Origin of the sequence: Janthinobacterium sp. GMG1 (genome assembly GCF_034427795.1) — a bacterium.
Taxonomy (GTDB): Bacteria; Pseudomonadota; Gammaproteobacteria; order Burkholderiales; family Burkholderiaceae_D; genus Janthinobacterium.
The window spans coordinates 394,509-409,931 of the sequence record NZ_JAXQNT010000005.1 but is presented as its reverse complement, the minus strand read 5'-3'; the positions used below and the strand labels follow the sequence as shown (position 1 = coordinate 409,931).

The following is a 15,423-nucleotide window of genomic DNA, read 5'->3' as shown; positions in this document are numbered from 1 at the left end:
CGCATGCGCGCGGCCGTTGCAACGAATCCTAAAAAGGAGTATAAATAGTCCATAAACAGAGTTTTATCGAAGGACATGCCATGAATCTCGCCTACGCCTACCCGAAAAGCCGCTTCGAACCGGCCGTGCTCGTCGACCTGAATGCCAAGGACGAGCGCGAGCGATTGTCGCAGGCGGCCCTGAAGGGTTTTTTCAAGCTGGCCGCCGCCTGGAAACTGCGCGACGACGATGCGCGCGAATTGCTGGGCGGCCTGTCCAGCAGCGCCTGGTACGAGTGGAAGAAGCACCCGGACCGCGTGCTGGAAGTGGACCGCATCACGCGCATTTCCTATTTGCTGGGCATTTATAAAGCCTTGCACATCCTGTATGGCGACAAGCTGGCCGACGAATGGGTCAGTTTGCCCAACAAGAACCCCATCTTCGGCGGCCGCACGCCCCTGTCGCAGATGCTGGCCGGCGGCTTGCTGGCCATGCAGACGGTGCGCAAGCTGCTCGACGCGCGCCGCGGAGGACTGTGATCGTGCCTGCCGTCCCGAATGAACACCTGCCGCCGCTGGCCGCCTTGCGCCAGATCGACACGTGCCGCCTGATCCCGTCGCGCTTCGCCGACATGGAAGACTCCGTGCTGGCGCCCCTGGCCGAGGACGACGCGCACCTGCGCGAGCTGTTCGAACTCGATAACGCGACGAATGCGCGCCTGGTGGCCGAGTACGGCGGCGCGCCAGGAATTGGCGTGGACGAGCTGGTTTTTGGCGTGCCGCACTTCCGCATCATCAACGCCGCCTACACGTATGCCCGCCCGGAAGGGGCGCGTTTCAACGATGGCGAACGGGGCGCCTGGTACTGCGCCTTCGACATGAAAACGGCGCTGGCCGAGATCATTTTCCATAAAACCGTGGAATACCAGGAAATCGACTATTTCGACGACAGCGTCAATTACCAGTCGCTGCTGGCCGATTTTTCCGCCAGTTTCCACGACTTGCGCGGCCAGGAGCGCTACCAGGCTTGCCTGGACCCGGCCAGCTACATCGCCTCGCAAGACCTGGCCGCCATCCTGCTCGAAGCCGGCTCCATGGGCATCATCTTCCCCAGCACCCGGCTGGCGGGCGGCACCAACCTGGCCTGCTTCCGCCCTGCCCTCGTGGGCAATGTTCGCAAAGGCGCCGCCTATCGGTTAACATGGCGGGGTACGCCGATGCCGCACGTGGAAGCCCTGTAAGCCTACGCAAGCGCGCAATGGCACCCGATTCACCGCAACCTGATCTCGTATGCAAACCAATCCCGAAAAAGACACCGAACTGCGCCTCAAAGTCAACAGCGAAACGGCCCGCCTGGCCTGGAGCGAGCTGGAAAAGCACTTCGCCCAGGGCAACGTCGTCTGGGTCGCCAATACGCTGGACCTGGTCGAAGTGGCTGTGCGCATCTCGCACGACGACAAGGCCAGCATCGCGCAATGGATGGCCGATGGCCAGCTGGCAAAGGTGTCGGACCAGCAGGCGCTGGACTGGCAAGCCGCCGACGCGTCCCTGTGGGCCGTCGTCGTCAGCCCGTTCATTCTGGTGCAGCAGGAAAAACCCACCGGGCACTGACTCTACAGACCGTGCGGCAGCGACAGGCTGCCCGGCGTCGCCGTCATGCTATCTACCGCACACTTGGATCACGCCGTTGTTGAACGGACTGGTGATCCAGACAACGTTTTTGTAGAGTCAGCTACCGCATGGTGGCATCGCTGATGCGACGCGCGAACGCCGAAACGCTGGCCACGCCGCTCTTGCCGAAATAATGTTTAGGCTTCATCGAGTCCCCACGCCAGTTCCGGGCGCAGCCGGGATTGCCACTGGGGCGGGCACTTCGACTTTTTGCAGCGCGCCATCATCGGCGCAGGCCACGCCGGAGAGCAGCAATAAACAAGGGGGCGATACCTGAAGTTGCTGCGTATAAGAGCTGCTCTACACCACGTGAGGGAGCGCGCAGCGTAGAGGATTTGACAAGCCAAAGCCAGCTTGCTTATTTCAACCTGTATATTCCCGCCTGCGGCGGACGGTGTGCGCAAAGGCGATGTCTATCGGTTAACATGGCAGCCATTCACTGATAGCCAACTGACTTCGCATGCAAAACAAGCCCGATACCCCTACTCTACGACTGCGCACGCTCATCACTGCGGACGCCCTGGAACGCATGGCGCCCGAACTGGAAGCGGCCTTCCACGCCAGGCTGCTGGCGAACCGGGTGCGCGGCGGCGTCGAGCAGCGATTGCAGGCCAGCGAACGGCAGATGCAGCAGGCGTTCGCGCGTGCGCCCCGGATCCACGCCGTGATGGTGTGGAGCAGCGTGATCGGCCTGGTGACGGCACTGGCTTTTGCCATGCGCGGCGGCTTGCTGGTGCACGGCGTTCGGCTGGACCTCGTTTGCCTGGTTTTTTTCGGCCTGATTTTTGCGTTGCTGGTGCTGGTGCCGCGCGTGATCAGCTGGCAGCAGCGGCCGTGGGAATGGCTTTGGCGCACCTTGGCGCGGCGCCTGGCCACCCAACAGCTGAAAAGCGCGCGCACACTGGCGCCGTTCGAGGCGCAGTATGATATCGACGATACCGGCGCCGACCGCAGGACGGTTACCTATACGCGCATCACCAAGGCCGCCGCCACCGTACGCTGGACCCACACGGTGGCAGGTCCCGGCATTTTCGGCGACGGCTACAGCCTGTTTTTTGAACCCTCCCCGTCCATGCATTGCGTGCTGCTGCTGCATGCACGCGATGCGCGGTTCGAAGAGATGTTTGCTCAGTGCCCGCCACCCAGGTAGGCCGCAATCACCTTCGGATCATTTTTCAGGCTCTCCGCCGGCCCATGCACGGAAATGCTGCCGTTTTCCAGCACGTAGCCGTAATCGGCCACGTTCAGGGCGGCGGCGGCGAATTGCTCGACCAGCAGCATGGTCACGCCTTCGGCCTTCAATCGCGTGATGATGCGGAAGACTTCTTCCACCAGGATAGGCGCCAGGCCCATCGACGGTTCGTCCAGCAGGATCACTTCCGGGTTCAGCATCACGGCGCGGGCCATGGCCAGCATTTGCTGCTCGCCGCCCGACAAGGTGCCGGCCAGCTGGTCGCGCCGCTCCTTCAGGCGGGGAAACAGTTCCAGCGCCTTGTCCAGGTCGCCCTTGATGTCGCCTTTCGGGCGCGCCCGCGTAAAGCGGGGGAAGGCGCCCAGCAGCAGGTTGTCCGTCACCGACATCGAGGCGAACACCCTCCGGCCTTCCGGCGAATGGGCCAGGCCGGCGCGGGCGATGCGGTGCGAATCGAGGCCCGTGACATCCTTGCCACCCAGGGTGACGGTGCCGGATTTGGGTTTCAGCATGCCGGAAATGGCGCGCATGGTGGTGGTCTTGCCGGCCCCGTTCGAGCCGATCAGGGTCACCAGCTTGCCCTTCGGGACGTCGAGCGAAATGCCGTGCAAGACTTCGACTTTGCCGTAGGCGGCGTGCAGATTGCTAATGGTCAGCATGGTTTTCCTCTCAGTGCGCCGCTGGCGCCAAGGTTTCGGCGCTGCCGCCCAGGTAGGCTTCGATCACCTTCGGGTCGCTCTGGACAAGCGCGGGTGCGCCTTCGGCGATCTTCTGGCCGAAGTCCAGCACCGTCACCACGTCCGACAGGGCCATCACCACATCCATGTGGTGCTCGATCAGGATGATGGTGATGCCATGTTCGCGGATCTTGCGGATGATGGCCATCAGCTCCTTGATGTCGGGCGCCGTCAGGCCTGCGGCCGGTTCATCGAGCAGCAGCAAACGCGGGTTGAGGCCCAGCGCGCGGCCGATTTCCAGCAGCCGCTGCTTGCCATACGGCAGATTGCGTGCCTCTTCGTTGGCCAGGTCCGCCAGGCCGACGAATTCGAGGATGCTGGCGGCCCGCTCGCGCGCGGCAGCCTCTTCGCGCTTGTAGCGGGGCGTGTGCAGCATCACGTCCAGCACATTCGACTTGAAGGTGTTGTGCAGGCCCACCAGCACGTTTTCCGTCGCCGTCATCTCGCCGAACAGCTGCACGTTCTGGAAGGTGCGCGCCACGCCGCCCAGCGCGATCTCGGACGGCGTGCGGCCGGAAATCACGGCGCCGGCAAATTCCACCTTGCCCGCCGTCGGCTTGTAGATCCCCGTCAGCACGTTCATCATCGTGCTCTTGCCCGAGCCATTCGGCCCGATCAAGCCGTGCACGGAGCCTTGGGTGACGTTCAAGTCCACCTGGTTCAGCGCTTTCAGGCCGCCGAACTGCATCAGGGCCTGCTCCACGCGCAGCAGGGTCGCGCCCTGCTGCCCGCCCTGGGCGTGGTCGAATGGCGCCACGCCGTGCGATGCGACGGCTTCCACATGGCGCCGGCCCTTGCCGATAAAGCTCATCAAAAAGCCGACGATGCCGTCCTGCAGGTAGTACACGACAAATAAGGTCATCAGGCCGAAAATGGTCAGACGCCAGTCGACCATGTTTTCCAGCTTGTACGAATACGCGGCCAGGCCGATGGTGGCCACCAGGGGCACGAGCACGCCGCGCACGGTGGAGCGTTTCTTCGCCAGCATGAAGGCGGAGCCGATCACGCCCAGCACGGCGGCGGCCACGGCGATCTTGCGGAACAATTCGATGTCCGACAAGAGGCTGGGCAGCATGACGACGATCATGGCACCGATCAGCGCGCCCGAACGCGTCTTGCGTCCGCCCATGATGACGGCCAGCAGGAACAGGATCGTCAGCTCGAAGTTGTAGGTATTGGGCGAGATGTATTCTTCCGAATACGCATACAGACTGCCGGCCAGGCCCGCGAAACCGGCGCTGATGACGAAGGCGTAGACTTTATAGCGGTACACGGACACGCCCATGCAGTCCGAGGCGATGGGGCTGTCGCGCAAGGCCTCGAACGCGCGGCCCAGGTTCGATTTCAGGATGCGGTGCACCACCACCAGCGAGATCACCAGCAGCGCGGCGACCATGTAGTAGTACTCCACTTCCGTCAGTTTGTGGCCGAACAGCACGGGCTTGTGGATCTTGATGCCCATCGGCCCTTCCGTCAGGAAGCTCATTTCATTGATCAGGATTTGCACGATGGTGCCGAAGGCCAGGGTCACCATGGCCAGGTAGGGCCCCGTCACGCGCAGGGCCGGCAAGGCCAGGATGGCGCCAAACACGGCCGCGCCCAGGATACTGGCGGGGATGGCCAGCCAGAACGGCGCGCCCAGCTTGAACACCAGCACGCCCGTGGCGTACGAGCCGATGCCGAACAGGCCCGCATGGCCCAGCGACACCTGCCCCGTGTAGCCGACGACGATATCGAGGCCGAACAGCAGGATGGCGTAGATCAGAATGGTCTCGGCCAGGTGAATATAGTAGGGATTCGGGATGACGATGGGGAACAGCGCGAGCACGGCCAGGCCCGCCGCGCTCAATGCCAGCATGGTGATTTTCTTGTTCATGTCGTCCTCAGACTTTCTTGATCGCGGCTTTGCCGAACAGGCCGGACGGCTTGACGGCCAGCACCAGCAGCAACAGCAGCAGGCCTGGCACTTCCTTGTAGCCGGTGGAGATGTAGTAGCCGGTGGTGGTCTCGGCGATGCCCAGGATCAGGCCGCCGACGATGGCGCCCACGCCCGACGTCAGGCCGCCGATGATGGCCACGGCAAACGCTTTCAAGCCCAGCGAGGCGCCCATGGTAGCCCCCGTCAGTGTCAGCGGCGCCACCAGCACGCCGGCAAAGGCGGCCGTGGCCGACGACAGCGCGTAGGAAAACGTGATGACCATGCCCGTGTTGATGCCCATCAAACCGGCCGCGTCGCGGTCGTTGGCTGTCGCCACGACGGCCTTACCGTAGATCGATTTGCGGTTGAACACTTCGACGGCCAGCATGATGGCCAGCGCGCCGACGATGACGGCCACCTGCATCTGCTGCACATTGGCGCCAAACACCTGGAACGGCGCGGCCGACAGCGGCGACGGGAACATCAGGTCATCCTTGCCCCAGATGTTTTCCGCCACGTTCTTGAAAATGATGGCCAGCGCGATGGTCGACATGATCCAGCCGAATTCGGACTTGATCTTGATGGCGGGCCGCACGCCTATCCATTCGACGAACACGCCCTGCAAGGCGCCAAAGACGATGACGATGGGAATCATCAGCAGATAGCTCATGTACGGGCCGCCGTGAATGGTGCCCACCAGGGAAAGGCCCACGAGCGCGCCCAGCATCAGGGATTCGCCCTGGCCGAAATTGAGGGTGCCGGAAGTGGCAAAGGTCAGCTGGTAGCCGAAAGCGATGACGGCATAGATCATGCCCAGCGCGACGCCGCTGAAGACGAGCTGCAGGAAGATTTCCATGGTATTCCCCGGAAGACGAAAGATGAAAAAATGGCCAGTCCTGATTCCTCAAGGCTGGCCACTGCGCGGCGACTGTCTGCCAGGCTTATTTCGCGAGGACGACTTTGCCGTCCTTGACTTCACCGAAGACTGTCAGGTCGGCCGTGATCGCCTCATGGTTGGTTTTGCTGAATGGCTTGTTGTAGGTGGTGACAGCGCCCTCCACCTTCTCGTTCAGGTTTTCCAGCGCGGCGCGCACTTTCGGACCATCCGTGCCGCCAGCCTGCGTGATGGCCGCGGCCAGCAGGTAGATGGAATCGTAGCCTTGCGCGGCCGAGACGGCCGATGGCATGCGTCCGCCCGATGGCTTGTAGGCGGCCACGTAGGCGTCGATGAAGGCCTTGCGCTTCGGCGTGCTGGCATCCTGGATGAAGGTTTGCGGCATGCGCGTGCCATTGCCGTTCTTGCCCGCGTTGTCGATGAAGTTGCCCATGGCCAGGGTCCAGCTGCCGATCAGCGGTACTTTCCAGCCCAGTTTTTCCATGCCGTTGGCGATCTGCGCCAGTTCCGGGCCGATGCCGTAGGTCAGCACGACTTCCGCCCCCGCCTGCTTGGCTTTCAGCAGCTGGGCCGTCATGTCGACGTCCTTGATGTTGTATTTTTCCACGACGACGGGCTTGATGCCCTTCTTGTCGAGCGCCTTTTCCAGGTCTTCACGGCCCAGCTGGCCATAGTTGGTGGAGTCGGCCAGGATCGCCACTTTCTTGAACTTGCGGTTCTCGATCGCCTCATGCACGATCATGCCGGACTGGATGGTGTCATTGGCCGCATTGCGGAAAATGTAGTTTTCCGGCTGGTCGGCAAATTGCTTGGTGACGATGGAACCCGTCGCCACATTGTTCATGACGGGAATTTTCGCTTCCTGGTAGAAACGCTGCGACGCCAGGGCCACGCCCGTGTTGATATAACCGACGGTGGCGGCGACCTTTTCCTTGTTGATCAGCTCCTGGGCGATCTGCACGCCGCGTTCATTCTTCGCTTCGTCGTCGCGCTCGATCAGTAGCAGGGAACGGCCTAGCACGCCACCCTTGGCATTGATTTCCGCCACGGCCAGCTTGACGCCGTCGCGCATCGACACGCCCATCGGCGCGGATCCGCCCGTAAACGGTCCGGACACGCCAATCTTGATGGGGTCGGCTGCGACCGCCGCCTGCGAGAAACCCAAAACCAAACTTGCCACGAGCAATTTCTGTTTCAAATTCATTGTCATCTCCTCTGATACAACGTTTTTAATGCCACTTATTTTTATAGTCGTACGCTGGATAACCGCCCCATCGATAAATCATTGTAGGTGAGTAAACATGCACCAGCAACAACTACATATGACGCGTCGCAACATGCAGAAAAGACACAATTGCTGGCCCGATGTCAGTCTTTTGTAAGGAAAATATGTCGCAAATTGACACAGCTGCTGCACATGGACACAGTGCAGGTGTCTGATCTATGTCAAAAGTATGGCGATGCAATGCTGATATGGTCACAGAACCAGGGTCAACCGGCCATGGCGGCAACCCCATCCTTACCATGGAGACCCTATGCGCCAGCCCATGACAACCATCTGCGCCTGCCTGCTGATCGGCGGCATGAGTAGCGCCTGCAAGAACTTCACGCCGGTCGACAAGTTCGCGGGACAGACGGTGGCGATAACGGAAGTATTCAAACCCATGCTGACGCACTCCATGAACAGTTGCACCAATAATGTACGGCGCAACAGCATCATCACCGACCGCCCCTACCTTGCGCAGGAAACGGAACAGGACCTGATCCGGCGCTGCCAGGCCTACGCGACGCAATTGGCCGGTACAGCCGAACTGAACGATGTATTGAAACGCTACGCGGAAGTCCTTGCCGCGCTGGCAAACGACAAGCTGGCGAACTACAAGGACGAGATCGGCGCCCTTGGCGGTTCGCTGGACGCACTGCAGCAGTCCCATGGCATGACGCCGGTGCTCGACGCCGGCCAACTGGACAAAGTCACGCGCCTGAGCACGCTGATCAGCCAGATCGTCACGCAGCAACGACAGCAGTCGGGGATCAACGAACTGCTGGCGCGCGAAGAAGATATTTATATCATCAGCAATGCGCTGAAAAAATATGCGCAGCAAAACTACCAGGCCAATCTGCACGACGAGGGCCTGACGCTGGCCTCCCTGAATCGCTCGCTCGACAATGCCGCCGCCAGGGAACCCGTTGCCAGCAACTATCTGAAGGCCAAGCTCTACCTGGACGGGCGGCAACTGCAAGAGCGTGGCAAGGTCATCGACGCCTATATTGCCGCCATGACCGAATTGCAGAACAGTCTCAGCACCTTGCGCGCCAAGTCCATGAAAGACCCGGCATTGGAGCGTCAACTGGACATATTTGCCAAGCAAGTCGATACCCTGCAAAAGCAGGCCGCCAATTATTCACCATCCCCCTGGTAGGAGTCTGACATGGGCAACGCTATCGCACTCGATGAAAAACAAACCACGGAAATCGCCGACAAGCTGGCACAGGCCTCGAACCAGGTACTGGAGCTGCGCATCGCGCTGACAGACCGCACGCCGCCAACACCGGCAGCCGTGCTGCATGATCTCAAGCAATATGAAAGCCACCTGGACCAGATGGTGTCCTTTTTCCGCGCCCATGGCATCTACCTGATCAACCAGGGCGCGCAGCAGGCATTGGCCAATGTGAACACGGCCATCGAACAAGGCAGGAAAACAGTGGCAGACATCGAGCACACGCACGCGGCCGTCAAGGCAGCGGCAGGCCTGTTGGACCTGGCTGCCGCCCTGCTGTCGCGCAACCCGCTGGCCATTGCCGAGGCGGCGAACAGCCTGCGGACCTGACCAGGAGGGCAATCACGGCTCTGCGGCCCTGTGCCCCATCGCGTGCGTGGCCATCTTCAGGTACAGGAAGGACTGCTCCTCGTTGTGCGCATAACCCATCCGACCTTCGGCCAGGGCCACGGATTTCTGCTGCAGCGCTTCCGGGTAGTTCTGGTCGCAGGCAGCGTCGAGCCAGTAGCGTGCCCTGGCTTCGTCGCTATCGAGCAGCATGTTCGCGACGATGAACATGGCCGGCGCCACGCCGCGTTGCGCGGCCAGTTCCAGCCAGCGCAGCGCGGCGGCGCCATCCTGCGGGCCGCCCATGCCGTTCTTGAACATCAAGCCCAGGTAATACGCGGCGGGCCCGCCACCCTGCCCCGCCGCCTGCTCGAACAGGGCGCGTGCCTGCGGCTGGCTCGCCCCACCGGCGCGCATCAAGACCTTGGCCTGGGCCGTGGCATCGGACGCCGCCACAACGGGCGACGCCAGGGCAGCGGCCAGCAGCAAGTTTGCCAGCATCATTTCGACAAATCGAGCTGGTACAGGGCAAAGCCTTTGCCCGCGCCATCATCAAGCTTCAGCTGCGTGACGTTGTCGATGCCGGCCGCCTTGGCCAGATCGATCACGTTCGGCGCGGAATGGAACACCACGGGGCCTTTCGTGGCCACCTTGGCAAAGCGCCAGCTGCGCGCCGAGCCGTTTTTCGCGCGCGTCAGGTTTTTTTCCTTGGTCACGTAAGCGATCAGGAGTTCGCGGTTGTTGTCGGGCGAGGCCACCACCGTCTTGCTGCCATCGAGGCCGGGGAAATTGCCGCCGCCGCTGGCGCGGTAGTTATTTGTCGCGATCAAGAATTCCTGGCTGGCGTCCACCGGCTTGCCCTTGTACGTCAGCCCCTGGATGCGCTGGCCGGGCTTTTGCGTGACGTCGATCTGGTAGCGCACGTCGGCGCTGGTGATCGCATCGAAGTTGTAGCTCGGATGGGCCGTGTTGACCAGTTCCTGCGCTTCCAGCTTGTGCGGGTCGAGGGTATTGAAACGCTGCGCCGACTGTTCCAGCCAGGCTTTCAGTTCCGCGCCATTCATCTTCACGCCGTACAGGGCGTTTGGATACAAATACAGATCAGCCGCGTTATTCAGCGCCACATTGCCCGCCTTGACGTCCGTGTAGTCGGACACGCCGGCCGAGCCGCTCTTGAACGGCGACGACATCGACAGCACGGGCAAGTGCGCAAACTGCGGCAGGTTTGCCTTCACATACGCGGCCAGGTAGGCCGACTGCGCCTGGTTCACCACTTCGATGGCGCTGACATCGCCCACATCGGCGAAATACGTCGACATGCGGAAGTCGGTGGCGCCGACCGGCGTCTGCACGTAGGCGATCGTCGCCGCGTGTTCTTCCGCAACCAGCCTGGCGATCGCCGGGTCAGGCTGCACGTAACTCTTGTCCGCGTTCTGGATGCCGCGCGCTTCCACCGTGGTGGCGCTCTTGTCGACCACCCACCGCTTGCCGTCATGGCGCAGGGAGAGGCCGATCACACCCAGGTGCTTGCCCCACAAGTTGGCCATCACGGTCGGCACGCCATTGACCAGGCCACGGGCCTTGTCGACGCCGGGCAAATTAAACTGCGGCACCGTGCTGGCGGCGTTCGGGAACAGCTGGTGCGAGTGGCCGATCAGCATGGCGTCCACGCCCGGCACTTGCGACAGGTAGTAATTACCGTTTTCCATGCTCGGCGAATACGGACTGTCATCTAAGCCGCCGTGCGAGATCGCCACCACCAGTTCGGCGCCTTTGGCGCGCATCTCGGGGATGAATTTTTCCGCCGTCTCGCGCACGCCCTGCGTGTAGACGCGGCCTTCCAGCCAGCGCTTGTCCCAGGCCATGATGGTCGGCGGCGCAAAGCTGATGATGCCGACCTTCACGGTGGAGGTGATTGCCCTGCCATCGGGGCCGGTAGCCGTGATCTGCTTGGCTATGATGTGGTACGGCGCAAACAGGGGCTTGCCCGTCTTGACGCTGTAGACGTTGGCCAGCACTTGCGGGAACGCGGGGCCGGCGCAGCGCGGCTTGCTGGCGTCGACGCTGTCGACGTCAAACTGGTTGCCCGTCACCTGGCTCAAAAACGCCAGGCCGTAGTTGAATTCGTGGTTGCCGATGCCGCCGCCATCCACTTTCAGCAAATTCATGGCCTTGTAGATGGCCAGGGTCTGGTCGCAGGCCAGCGGTTTTACCAATGCCTGGTAGTCGGCCAGCGCCGTGCCCTGGATGGTGTCGCCGTTGTCGAGCAAAAGGTTGTTCGGATACTGCGCGCGCGCCTGGGCGATCAGCGCCGCCGTGCGTTCCAGGCCGATCGACGGCTCCGCCTGCAGCTTGTAGTAATCATAACTGAGCACATTCGCGTGCAAGTCCGTCGTCTCCAGCAGGGCCAGGGTGGCGCTGCTGCCGGCCGGCGCGGCCGATGGCGCGCGGACGGGTCCCGTGGCGGCGGGCGGCAAGGCGCCGCAGCCGGCCAGCAGCAGCGGTAACAGGGCAAGACGGGGAAATTGAAACATGATGTATTCCTGTGGAAAGACAATATCGCCAGCATCATACGCAGCACGGCAGCCCCTATCAAGGCAAAAATATTGTCGTAAATACAGCAAAATCGTCATTTTATTGCCCCGTGCAGCAGCAATTGCGCCGCGGCGGCAGCGGAAACGCGCCGCGCTCGCGTATAATTCAAGGTTTGATTTCACCATAGAAGACCAGAACATTATGGAAGCCGAACGCATCAATATCATCTCCGCCCTGCTCAACGACCTGACGGTCCGCGAAGCCGAACTTCGGAGGTATCTTTGACTTCACTGTCAAGTCGGAGAAACTAGAGCAAGTCAACGAAGAACTGGAAGACCCCACCGTCTGGAACGATCCCAAGCGCGCCCAGGACCTCGGTAAGGAGAAGAAGGCGCTGGAAGCCATCGTCTTCACCCTGGCCAAGGCCGATGCCGACCTGCGCGACACCCGCGACCTGTTCGACATGGCCCGCGAAGAAGGCGACGACGATACGCTCGAAGCGATCGAGCAGGACGTGCAGGAAATCCGCAAGGTCATCGAAAGCATGGAATTCCGCCGGATGTTCAACAATCCGATGGACCCGAACAACTGCTTCATCGACATCCAGGCCGGCGCCGGCGGTACGGAAGCCCAGGACTGGGCCTCGATGCTGCTGCGTCAGTACCTGCGCTATTGCGAACGCAAGGGCTTCAAGGTCGAAATCCTGGAACAGTCGGACGGCGAGGTCGCCGGCATCAAGACGGCCACCCTGAAGGTCGAGGGCGATCACGCCTACGGCTTCCTGCGCACGGAAACGGGCGTGCACCGCCTGGTGCGCAAGTCGCCATTCGACTCGGCCAACGGCCGCCATACCTCGTTTACGTCGCTGTTCGTGTATCCGGAAGTCGACGATTCGATCGAGATCGACGTCAACCCGGCCGATATCCGCGTCGATACCTACCGCGCGTCAGGCGCCGGTGGTCAGCACATCAACAAGACCGACTCCGCCGTCCGCATGACCCATGCGCCGACCGGTATCGTGGTGCAGTGCCAGAACGACCGTTCGCAGCACCGCAACCGCGCCGAAGCGATGGAAATGCTGAAAGCGAAACTGTACGAACATGAACTGCGCAAGCGCATGAGCGAACAGCAAAAGCTGGAAGACTCGAAAACGGACGTGGGCTGGGGTCACCAGATCCGCTCCTACGTGCTGGACCAGTCCCGCATCAAGGACTTGCGCACCGGTTTCGAGACGGGCAATACCAAGGGCGTGCTCGATGGCGACATCGACGAGTTCATTTCCGCCTCGCTCAAGCAAGGCGTATAAGGATGAACGCATCCGCTCCGGCATTGACGCAGCGCGCCTTCCTGTTCGACATGGATGGCACGATCGTCGACAACATGGCCTTCCACACGGCATCGTGGCTGGCGTTCTTTGAACGCCACGGCCATGCGCTGGACGCGGACGCCTTTTTCCGCGACACGGCAGGACGGCAAGGACATGAAATCATCGCCAAGTACCTGGGCGAGGATGCCGACCACGTCACCCTGCTGGCTGAAAAGGAAGTCGTCTACCGCGAACTGTATGGCCCGCACTTGGCGACAGTTGCCGGTTTCGACCAGCTGATCGCCAGCGCGCGCCAGGCCGGCGTCGGGCTGGTGGTGGGCACGGCCGCACCGGCCGAGAACATCGCGTTCACGCTCGACGGCCTGGACCTGCGCCACCGCTTCGACGCCATCGTCGGCGCAGCCGACGTGGAACGGGGCAAGCCGCACCCGGACGTTTTCCTGAAAGGCGCGCTGCTGGCCGGCGCGTTGCCGCATGACTGCATCGTCTTTGAGGACGCGCCCCTGGGCGTGGAAGCGGCGCGCCGTGCCGGCATGCGCGTCGTGGTGCTCACCACCACCCTGCCTGCCGAAGCGTTTGCCGCCTTCGACAACGTCATTGCCATCGTGCCGGATTTCTCCGCACTCGACGTCGACGCACTGTTTGCCAGCGTGGCGCCAGCGCTGGCGCCACATCATCAATAATCACCAACGAAGAACACCATGACTACGGATATCCAAGAACAAGCCGCCGCCCCCGATGAAAACAAGATCATCGCCGAGCGCCGCGTCAAGCTGGCAGCACTGCGCGAACAAGGCATCGCCTTCCCGAACGATTTCCGCCCCGAGCACAAGGCGGCCGATCTGCACGCGCAATACGGCAGCAAGACGCGCGAAGAGCTGGAAGCCGAACCTGTCACCGTGGTGCTGGCCGGCCGCATGATGCTCAAGCGCGAAGCGGGCAAGAAAGCCGCTTTCGCCACCCTGCAAGACGCTTCCGGCCCGAAAGCCGACGGCCGCATCCAGATCTACGCCACCCTGGACCTCACCGGCGAAGCGGCCATGGCCGCCCTGCACCACTATGATCTGGGCGATATCCTGGGCGTAACGGGCACGCTGTTCAAGACCAAGACGGACGAACTGACCATCAAGGTCACGCAACTGCGTTTGATCACCAAGTCGCTGCGCCCGCTGCCGGACAAATTCCACGGCCTGGCCGACCAGGAAACGAAGTACCGCCAGCGCTACGTCGACCTGATCATGAACGAAGAGACGCGCCGCACCTTCAAGGCGCGTACCGCCGCCATCTCGTCGATCCGCCGCTTCATGGAAAAGAACGAATTCATGGAAGTGGAAACGCCGATGCTGCACACGATCCCCGGCGGCGCGGCGGCCAAGCCATTCGTCACGCACCACAATGCGCTCGACATGGAAATGTATCTGCGTATCGCGCCCGAGCTGTACCTGAAGCGCCTGGTCGTGGGCGGCTTTGACCGCGTGTTCGAGATCAACCGCAACTTCCGCAACGAAGGCGTGTCGATCCGTCACAATCCAGAATTTACGATGATGGAATTCTACGCGGCCTACACCGACTACAAATGGCTGATGGATTTTACGGAAGCCGTCATCCGCCAGGCCGCCATCGACGCGCACGGCACCGCCACCCTGACCTACGGCGGCCGCGAGCTGGACCTGGCAAAACCGTTCCACCGCCTGACCATCGTCGAAGCGATCAACAAATACGCGCCGGGCTACACGCCGGAGCAGTTGAATGATGCGGAATTCATCAAGGAAGAGCTGAAGAAGTTCGGCGTCAAGCCGTTCGCCACGGCCGGCCTGGGCGCGCTGCAACTGGCGCTGTTCGAAGAAACGGCTGAAGCGCAGCTGTGGGAACCGACCTACATCATCGACTATCCAGTCGAAGTGTCGCCGCTGGCGCGCGCTTCCGACACGGTGGCCGGCATCACCGAACGTTTTGAATTGTTCATGGTGGGCCGCGAAATCGCCAACGGCTTCTCCGAATTGAACGATGCGGAAGACCAGTCGGCCCGCTTCCTGGCGCAAGTGGCCGCCAAGGATGCCGGCGATGAAGAGGCAATGTTCTACGACGCCGACTACATCCGCGCGCTGGAATACGGCATGCCGCCAGCCGGTGGCTGCGGCATCGGCATCGACCGCCTGATGATGATCATCACGGATTCGCCGAACATCCGCGACGTCCTGCTGTTCCCCCACCTGCGCCGCGAAGAATGATGAACACCTGAAAAATCTACTGCGCGTCGCGATTTGCGGCCTGCGATGCTCACTGTGCTATAGCACAGTTGCGCTTCTTAGCCGCAACTCCCATCCGCTCGCTACGATTTT

16 protein-coding genes are annotated in these 15,423 nt (G+C 61.8%); 10 read left to right on the top strand and 6 right to left on the bottom strand.

What is annotated here, in order from left to right; translation table 11 throughout:
• Window positions 1–80: 80 nt before the first annotated feature.
• The 4 genes from SJI03_RS16565 (at window position 81) to SJI03_RS16550 (ending at window position 2,799) form a co-directional block, all read left to right on the top strand.
• Entirely contained in the window at window positions 81–518 is a 438-nt protein-coding gene (locus SJI03_RS16565; RefSeq protein WP_322427924.1) for an MbcA/ParS/Xre antitoxin family protein, read from the top strand.
• Window positions 519–520: 2 nt separating this feature from the next.
• Window positions 521–1,219 carry an RES family NAD+ phosphorylase gene (locus SJI03_RS16560; RefSeq protein ID WP_099377575.1) on the top strand — a complete coding sequence of 233 codons (699 nt, stop codon included), beginning with the start codon at window positions 521–523 and terminating at the stop codon, window positions 1,217–1,219.
• Window positions 1,220–1,268: 49 nt separating this feature from the next.
• Complete coding sequence (locus SJI03_RS16555; RefSeq protein ID WP_099377464.1) at window positions 1,269–1,589, top strand: DUF2288 domain-containing protein; 321 nt, start codon at window positions 1,269–1,271, stop codon at window positions 1,587–1,589.
• 520 nt (window positions 1,590–2,109) lie between these two features.
• Complete coding sequence (locus SJI03_RS16550) at window positions 2,110–2,799, top strand: hypothetical protein (protein WP_322427923.1); 690 nt, start codon at window positions 2,110–2,112, stop codon at window positions 2,797–2,799.
• Here SJI03_RS16550 and SJI03_RS16545 read toward each other — a convergent pair.
• The 4 genes from SJI03_RS16545 to SJI03_RS16530 form a co-directional block, all read right to left on the bottom strand.
• Window positions 2,778–3,500, bottom strand: coding sequence for an ABC transporter ATP-binding protein (locus SJI03_RS16545; RefSeq protein ID WP_035819577.1), 723 nt, complete (start codon window positions 3,498–3,500; stop codon window positions 2,778–2,780). The two genes, SJI03_RS16550 and SJI03_RS16545, sit on opposite strands and share 22 nt — an antisense overlap.
• Before the next feature lie 10 nt (window positions 3,501–3,510).
• The gene (locus tag SJI03_RS16540; RefSeq protein WP_322427922.1) at window positions 3,511–5,454 is read right to left on the bottom strand and encodes a branched-chain amino acid ABC transporter ATP-binding protein/permease; all 1,944 of its coding nucleotides are present in this window, start codon (window positions 5,452–5,454) and stop codon (window positions 3,511–3,513) included.
• 7 nt (window positions 5,455–5,461) lie between these two features.
• Window positions 5,462–6,352 (bottom strand): branched-chain amino acid ABC transporter permease, encoded by an 891-nt coding sequence (locus SJI03_RS16535; RefSeq protein ID WP_099377468.1) that lies wholly within the window; start codon window positions 6,350–6,352, stop codon window positions 5,462–5,464.
• 85 nt (window positions 6,353–6,437) lie between these two features.
• Window positions 6,438–7,595 carry an ABC transporter substrate-binding protein gene (locus SJI03_RS16530; RefSeq protein WP_046682990.1) on the bottom strand — a complete coding sequence of 386 codons (1,158 nt, stop codon included), beginning with the start codon at window positions 7,593–7,595 and terminating at the stop codon, window positions 6,438–6,440.
• Window positions 7,596–7,938: 343 nt separating this feature from the next.
• Between SJI03_RS16530 and SJI03_RS16525 the strand changes: the two genes are divergently transcribed.
• Both SJI03_RS16525 and SJI03_RS16520 read left to right on the top strand, forming a co-directional pair.
• Window positions 7,939–8,814, top strand: a complete 876-nt coding sequence (locus SJI03_RS16525; protein ID WP_322427921.1) for a hypothetical protein — start codon at window positions 7,939–7,941, stop codon at window positions 8,812–8,814.
• Between the two features lie 9 nt (window positions 8,815–8,823).
• Window positions 8,824–9,222, top strand: coding sequence for a hypothetical protein (locus SJI03_RS16520; protein ID WP_322427920.1), 399 nt, complete (start codon window positions 8,824–8,826; stop codon window positions 9,220–9,222).
• A gap of 12 nt (window positions 9,223–9,234) precedes the next feature.
• Here the strand turns inward: SJI03_RS16520 and SJI03_RS16515 are convergent, their stop codons facing one another.
• Both SJI03_RS16515 and SJI03_RS16510 read right to left on the bottom strand, forming a co-directional pair.
• Window positions 9,235–9,723 carry a hypothetical protein gene (locus tag SJI03_RS16515; protein WP_322427918.1) on the bottom strand — a complete coding sequence of 163 codons (489 nt, stop codon included), beginning with the start codon at window positions 9,721–9,723 and terminating at the stop codon, window positions 9,235–9,237.
• Window positions 9,720–11,753, bottom strand: a complete 2,034-nt coding sequence (locus SJI03_RS16510; protein WP_322427917.1) for a bifunctional 2',3'-cyclic-nucleotide 2'-phosphodiesterase/3'-nucleotidase — start codon at window positions 11,751–11,753, stop codon at window positions 9,720–9,722. Before SJI03_RS16510 ends, SJI03_RS16515 begins: the two co-directional genes overlap by 4 nt.
• Between SJI03_RS16510 and SJI03_RS16505 the strand changes: the two genes are divergently transcribed.
• The 4 genes from SJI03_RS16505 to lysS all read left to right on the top strand — a co-directional run bounded on the left by SJI03_RS16505 (window position 11,752) and on the right by lysS (window position 15,312).
• Entirely contained in the window at window positions 11,752–12,039 is a 288-nt protein-coding gene (locus tag SJI03_RS16505; RefSeq protein WP_199534309.1) for a hypothetical protein, read from the top strand. The genes SJI03_RS16510 and SJI03_RS16505 overlap by 2 nt on opposite strands.
• A protein-coding gene (gene prfB, locus SJI03_RS16500; protein ID WP_138829122.1) for a peptide chain release factor 2 occupies window positions 11,956–13,060 on the top strand; the annotation gives its coding sequence in 2 pieces (ribosomal slippage) (window positions 11,956–12,036 and window positions 12,038–13,060; 1,104 coding nt in all). The genes SJI03_RS16505 and prfB overlap by 84 nt, the downstream gene beginning before the upstream one ends.
• A 2-nt stretch (window positions 13,061–13,062) precedes the next feature.
• Window positions 13,063–13,764: an HAD family phosphatase gene (locus tag SJI03_RS16495; protein WP_322427916.1), complete on the top strand. Its 702-nt coding sequence runs from the start codon at window positions 13,063–13,065 to the stop codon at window positions 13,762–13,764.
• Between the two features lie 18 nt (window positions 13,765–13,782).
• The gene (gene lysS / locus SJI03_RS16490; protein ID WP_322427915.1) at window positions 13,783–15,312 is read left to right on the top strand and encodes a lysine--tRNA ligase; all 1,530 of its coding nucleotides are present in this window, start codon (window positions 13,783–13,785) and stop codon (window positions 15,310–15,312) included.
• Window positions 15,313–15,423 lie beyond the last annotated feature (111 nt).